This window comes from Noviherbaspirillum sp. (assembly GCF_036846085.1).
Lineage (GTDB): Bacteria > Pseudomonadota > Gammaproteobacteria > Burkholderiales > Burkholderiaceae_D > Noviherbaspirillum.
In genome coordinates this window covers 1-5,624 of the sequence record NZ_DAIUCO010000309.1, presented here as the reverse complement: position 1 = coordinate 5,624, position 5,624 = coordinate 1, and the positions used below count along the sequence as shown (strand labels likewise).

At 60.8% G+C, this 5,624-nt stretch carries 7 protein-coding genes; 6 read left to right on the top strand and 1 reads right to left on the bottom strand.

All coding sequences use genetic code 11. The features are described 5' to 3' along the window. Window positions 1-237 (bottom strand): Lrp/AsnC family transcriptional regulator (locus V7080_RS23345; RefSeq protein ID WP_334190773.1); only part of this gene is annotated, 237 nt, incomplete at its 3' end. Between the two features lie 135 nt (window positions 238-372). Here V7080_RS23345 and kynB point away from each other — a divergent pair. The 6 genes from kynB to V7080_RS23315 form a co-directional block, all read left to right on the top strand. Further along, window positions 373-1,026 (top strand): arylformamidase, encoded by a 654-nt coding sequence (kynB, locus tag V7080_RS23340; protein ID WP_442947277.1) that lies wholly within the window; start codon window positions 373-375, stop codon window positions 1,024-1,026. Then, entirely contained in the window at window positions 1,023-2,285 is a 1,263-nt protein-coding gene (gene kynU / locus V7080_RS23335; protein WP_334190772.1) for a kynureninase, read from the top strand. The genes kynB and kynU overlap by 4 nt, the downstream gene beginning before the upstream one ends. Window positions 2,286-2,311: 26 nt before the next feature. Next, window positions 2,312-3,157, top strand: a complete 846-nt coding sequence (gene kynA / locus V7080_RS23330; RefSeq protein WP_334190771.1) for a tryptophan 2,3-dioxygenase — start codon at window positions 2,312-2,314, stop codon at window positions 3,155-3,157. A 256-nt stretch (window positions 3,158-3,413) separates the two neighbouring features. Further along, window positions 3,414-4,508 carry a calcium:proton antiporter gene (locus tag V7080_RS23325; protein ID WP_334190770.1) on the top strand — a complete coding sequence of 365 codons (1,095 nt, stop codon included), beginning with the start codon at window positions 3,414-3,416 and terminating at the stop codon, window positions 4,506-4,508. 211 nt (window positions 4,509-4,719) lie between these two features. Then, window positions 4,720-5,244, top strand: coding sequence for a DUF4142 domain-containing protein (locus V7080_RS23320; protein ID WP_334190769.1), 525 nt, complete (start codon window positions 4,720-4,722; stop codon window positions 5,242-5,244). Window positions 5,245-5,430: 186 nt separating this feature from the next. After that, window positions 5,431-5,624: hypothetical protein (locus tag V7080_RS23315; RefSeq protein ID WP_334190768.1), on the top strand; the 194-nt coding region annotated here is incomplete at its 3' end.

The window sequence follows — 5,624 nt, the reverse complement described above, 5'->3', positions numbered from 1 at the left end:
GGTCAATTCTTCCCGGCGCATCGTCACTTCGACGAACACATCGACTTCCAGTCCCAGTTTCTCCGTATCCAGCACCGCGCTGTAGCGACGGATGATGCCGGCTTCCTCCAGCAGGCGTACCCGCCGCAGGCAGGCCGACGGCGACAGGAACACCTTTTCGGCAAGCTCGAGATTGCTGATGCGCCCCTCATCTTGCAGGGTCGCCAGGATATGCAGATCGATGGAATCCAGTTGCATGTTGAATTAAATTCGAAAGATGTATTGATCTACGCAATTATATGCGAATTTACATGCTTCTTACGCCCCATATTCGCATAAATTGTCCGACCGATTGGCATAAAATGAACCCATTGAACGCATGGGGAGCATGACATCGACACCATCAGAACCCTATGGGACATCAGTCCCGTGCTGACGCCGGACATACCGGTCTGGCCCGGCGATACCCGCTTCACCGCCGAGGCGACCTGGACGATGAGCGACACCTGCCCGGTGCAGGTCAGCCGCATCGCCATGTCGACCCACACTGGCGCCCACTGCGATGCGCCATCGCATTACGATCCGGACGGCATGTCGATCGACAAGGTATCCCTCGACGCCTACCTCGGGCCCTGCCGGGTGATGCATTGCATCGGCACAAACCTGGTGAAGCCGGAGCATGTGGCATCGTTTCTGGCGCAGGTGCCGCCCCGCGTCCTGCTGCGCACCTACCAGTCCGCGCCCGTCGAAGCCTGGGATGACGCCTTCGCCGCGGTGGCGCCGGAAACCATCGCGCTGCTCGCCGAGGCAGGAGTACGGCTGGTCGGCATCGACACGCCGTCGCTGGACCCGCAGGATTCCAAGACCATGGACGCTCACCATGCGGTACGCGTTCGCCGCATGGCCATTCTCGAGGGCATCGTCCTCGATGACGTGGCCGCCGGCGATTATGAACTGATCGCCCTGCCATTGCGCCTCGCGGGCATGGACGCCAGCCCGGTACGCGCCATCCTGCGCAGCCTGCAGAAAGACACCGACAACACATGAACCACACCACCATGACACGACAGGACTGCCTCGCATTGGATGGCGCCGATGCGCTGGCCCCGCTGCGCGGGCAATTCGCCTTGCCGCACGGCGCGATCTACCTCGACGGCAACTCCCTCGGCGCACGGCCCAGGGCGGCGCTGGCGCGCGGCCTCCAGGTGATCGAACAGGAATGGGGCAATGACTTGATCCGCAGCTGGAACAAGGCCGGCTGGTTCGACCTGCCCGCCCGCCTGGGCAACAAGCTGGCGCCGTTGATCGGCGCAAGGGAGAACGAGGTGGTCATCACCGATTCCACCTCCGTCAATCTGTTCAAGCTGCTTGCCGGCGCGCTGGACCTGCAGGCCGCCGCGCCGGACGGCGCGCGGCGCAAGGTCATCCTCACGGAGCGCGACAATTTCCCCACCGACCTCTACATGGCCCAGGGACTGGCGGAGTGGCTGGATCGCGGCTACCGCATGCGCATGGCGGATGCGCCGGAAGACATCGCCGCCGCCATCGATGACGAGACGGCGGTGGTGATGCTGACCCATGTGAACTATCGCACCGGGCACCTGCACGACATGCGCGCCCTGACGACGGCGGCGCAGGCAAAGGGAGCGCTGGTGCTGTGGGACCTGGCGCATTCCGCCGGCGCCGTGCCTGTCGACCTGAATGGCTGCAATGCCGACTTCGCCGTCGGCTGCACCTACAAGTACCTCAACGGCGGGCCCGGCGCGCCGGCCTTCGCCTGGATCGCCCCGCGTCACCACGCCCGCTTTCGCCAGCCCTTGTCCGGATGGTGGAGCCATGCGACGCCGTTTGCCATGCAGCCGGAGTTCCGGCCCGGCGAAGGCATCCGGCGGGCGATGTGCGGCACCCAGCCGATCGTCTCGCTCGCCATGGTGGAATGCGGCCTGGATATCTTTTCGCAAGTCGGCATGGAGGCGGTGCGGGCCAAGTCGCTGGCGCTGACCGATCTGTTCATCGCATTGGTCGAAAGCCGCTGTGCCGGCCACGGGCTGGCCCTGATCACGCCCCGGGAGCACGACCGGCGCGGCAGCCATGTCAGCTTCACGCATCCCCATGGCTATGCAGTCATGCAGGCGCTGATCGCCCGCGGCGTGATCGGCGATTACCGCGAACCGCATGTGATGCGCTTCGGCTTCACGCCGCTGTACACCAGCCATGCCGATGTATGGGATGCGGTGGAACATTTGCGGGACATCCTGGACACCCGGGATTATCATCCCGATGCGCGCCAGAACGCCGTCACATGACCCTGCAGGCAACGAAGGAGACACACATGGAATGCCCGTTCAACGGAAAGCCGGCATCCTGGCATGGGGCCAGGATGGACTTCCATGATGCCATGAGCTACGGCGACTACCTGCAGCTCAAGACACTTTTGTCGGCGCAGCATCCGCTTTCGCCCAACCACAATGAAATGCTGTTCATCATCCAGCACCAGACCAGCGAGCTGTGGATGAAACTGATGCTGCATGAGCTGCATGGGGTACGCCTGCAAATGCAGGCTGGCGATCTGCCGCCCGCATTCAAGATGATGGCGCGGGTGGCGCGCATCATGGACCAGCTGGTCCATGCGTGGGATGTCCTGGCGACGATGACACCGCCGGAGTACACCGCGATCCGGCCCTATCTGGGCAACTCGTCCGGCTTCCAGTCCTACCAGTACCGGGAAATCGAGTTCCTGCTCGGGAACAAGAACGCCGCCCTCGTGCAGGTCCATGCACATTCGGAGGAAGCGCACGACCGGCTGCGCTCGGCACTGGAACAGCCGTCCATCTATGATGAAGCGGTGCGCCTGATGGCGGAGGCAGGACTGCCGATCGACCCCGGCCGTCTCACCGTCGACCGGACACAGCCGACCGCCGCCGATGCGTCCGTCGAGTCGGCGTGGCTGAAGGTGTACGCGGACCCGGACACCTACTGGGAATTGTATGAACTCGGCGAGAAACTGGTCGACCTCGAAACATCCTTCCGGTACTGGCGCTTCCGCCACCTCACCACCGTGGAGCGGGTGATCGGCTTCAAGAAAGGTACCGGCGGCACGGCCGGGGCGAGCTATTTGAAAAAGATGCTGGACGTCGAGTTGTTCCCCGAACTGTTTTCCCTCAGGACTTCACTTTAAGCAAACAGCGCAGGACCGACGAAGGCCGTCCTCTCCGATACCTGCCGGCGACGTGCTGGACCGCGGATCGATCGCGCATGCGCGTTGTCGCGGAGAGACCGTACCGGGTTCAGACCCGGTGTAGCTCCCTCTCATCGAGGCATCAAAAAGCGAATTGCGGCATGCATCCCTGGCCGATGCGGCGTCACCTCCACGCGCCGGGAAGCCGGCCGGCGTTTGTTGCTAGAATTCACGGTCCATAGCACAGCGCCTGCCGATGAAACTATCTTCCAAACTCCCTCTCTGGTCTGTTGCCTCGCCGGTTATTGCCTGGCTCCTGCTCGCCGCTTCATTCATCGGCGCGGGAGATGCACTAGGGGTCCTCTTCACCGCCCTGCTTGTCGCCGGCTTGTTCGCGGGGGTGCTTGCCGCCGTGTTTCATGCCGAGGTGGTCGCACATCGCGTCGGCGAGCCTTACGGCACACTGGTGCTGGCTGTGGCAGTCACGGCGATTGAAGTTGCACTCATCGTGTCGCTGATGATCTCCGGTGGTGAAGAAACCGCCGGGCTCGCGCGGGACACGGTCTTCGCCGCGGTGATGATCATCCTGAACGGCATGGTCGGATTGTGCCTGCTGGCCGGAGGAGGCCGGCACGGGGAGCAGACGTTCGGGCTATACGGTGTGTCGGCGGCCCTTGCCACCTTGGCGGCGATCTCCGTATTGACGTTGGTATTGCCGAACTACACCACCACAGCGCAAGGACCGGTTTACAGCGATAGCCAGCTGGCCTTCATCGCCATCGTGTCGCTCGTTCTTTACAGCACCTTTGTCCTCGTCCAGACGGTACGTCACCGTGACTACTTCCTTCCTGCCGTTGCCGCTTCCGACGAGGAAGTGCACGCGGCGCCGCCGTCGGCAAGAATGGCCGCCGTCAGCGCAGCACTGCTGCTGGCCTGCCTGGCAAGCGTGGTACTCCTTGCCAAGTCGCTGTCGCCGACGCTGGAAGCGGTGGTGAACGCTCTTGGCGCGCCGAAGGCGGTGGTGGGCATCATTATCGCCGCCGTGGTTCTCCTTCCCGAGAGCATCGCCGCCTACCAGGCTGCCCGGGCCAATCGCCTTCAGACCAGCCTCAATCTCGCCCTTGGTTCAGCGCTGGCAAGTATCGGCCTGACCATCCCGGCCGTCGCCATCGTCTCCTTGATGACGGGATGGACGCTTTCACTCGGGATCGATGTCAAATCGACGGTTCTGCTATTGCTGTCGCTGGTTGTCGCCACGCTGTCGCTCGGCACAGGGCGCACCACCGTCATGCAGGGAACGGTCCACCTGGTGATTTTTGCCGTGTACCTGTTCACGACCATCGTTCCCTGAATCTGGCGGCGAATCTGGCGACATTGGCGCCGGATCACGGCAAGGTTCTCTCTGATCGGGCATAAAAGATCATCCGAACCGGAAGCAGATATCGACCTGTGGGACGGCCTGCTGAAAACGGCTTCGTCCAGATTTGCGAACGTGCAAGGTATTCCTTCATCTAAGGTTTGCAGCACGCTTCAATTTCCCTCCAATCAATAAGGAGACTTCCATGAGAACAATCTTTGAGGCACTGACAGCGAGCCTGTTAGCGTTGGTCGCCGCTGCAGCATTTGCGCAGTCCGCCGCACCAAATGACGCGCAGATCGTCGCTATTATCCTGGCCGCCAACAACGTCGACATTGGTGCCGGAGAGCTTGCCAGGTCAACCTCCAGAAATGCCGATGTGAAAGAGTTTGCGCAGTTGATGATTACAGACCACAGCGCGATCAACAAGCAGGCAACGGCAATAGCCGGGAAATTGAAGGTGAAGCCGGAGGAAACCAAGACCAGCAAAGGCTTTAAAGAGACCGGCGCGGTGACGCTTAAAAAACTGAAAGGATTGAAGGGAAAAGAATTCGACATTGCCTACATCGATAATGAACTGAACTACCATCAGACAGTGTTGGATACATTGGACAACACCCTGATCCCGAATGCGAAGAATGCCGAGTTGAAAGATGCACTCCTGCAGGCGCGTCCGGCATTTGAAACGCATCTGCGGCATGCGAAGAATATGCAGGCGTCGCTGAAATGAGATCGTCGGCAGTGCACTGCGCCTAGTCGGGTATCGACTCAAAATTCTGCGAACGCACAAGATCTGACACATGGCGGGTTTGACAGGACTCCGGATGTGCCTCATCTGCCCCGCGAAAATTATGAAACATCATTTGTTGGGCGTTGTTGTTGGCGATACCCTGCTTCCTTTCTCTTCGAGGTGTTAATGACCATACTTGTTTCCGTCAAGATCAATGATGGCTTGGTGATGGCAACTGATAGTGCGAGTTCGTTTGCCAACGGAATGATTTACAACAGTTCCCGCAAAATTACTCATCTGCGTGAAGACCTTCCGGTTGCCGCAATGATTACCGGAGCAGGTGGCATCGGTAACGAGTCGGTGGCCACATTGCTCATGGA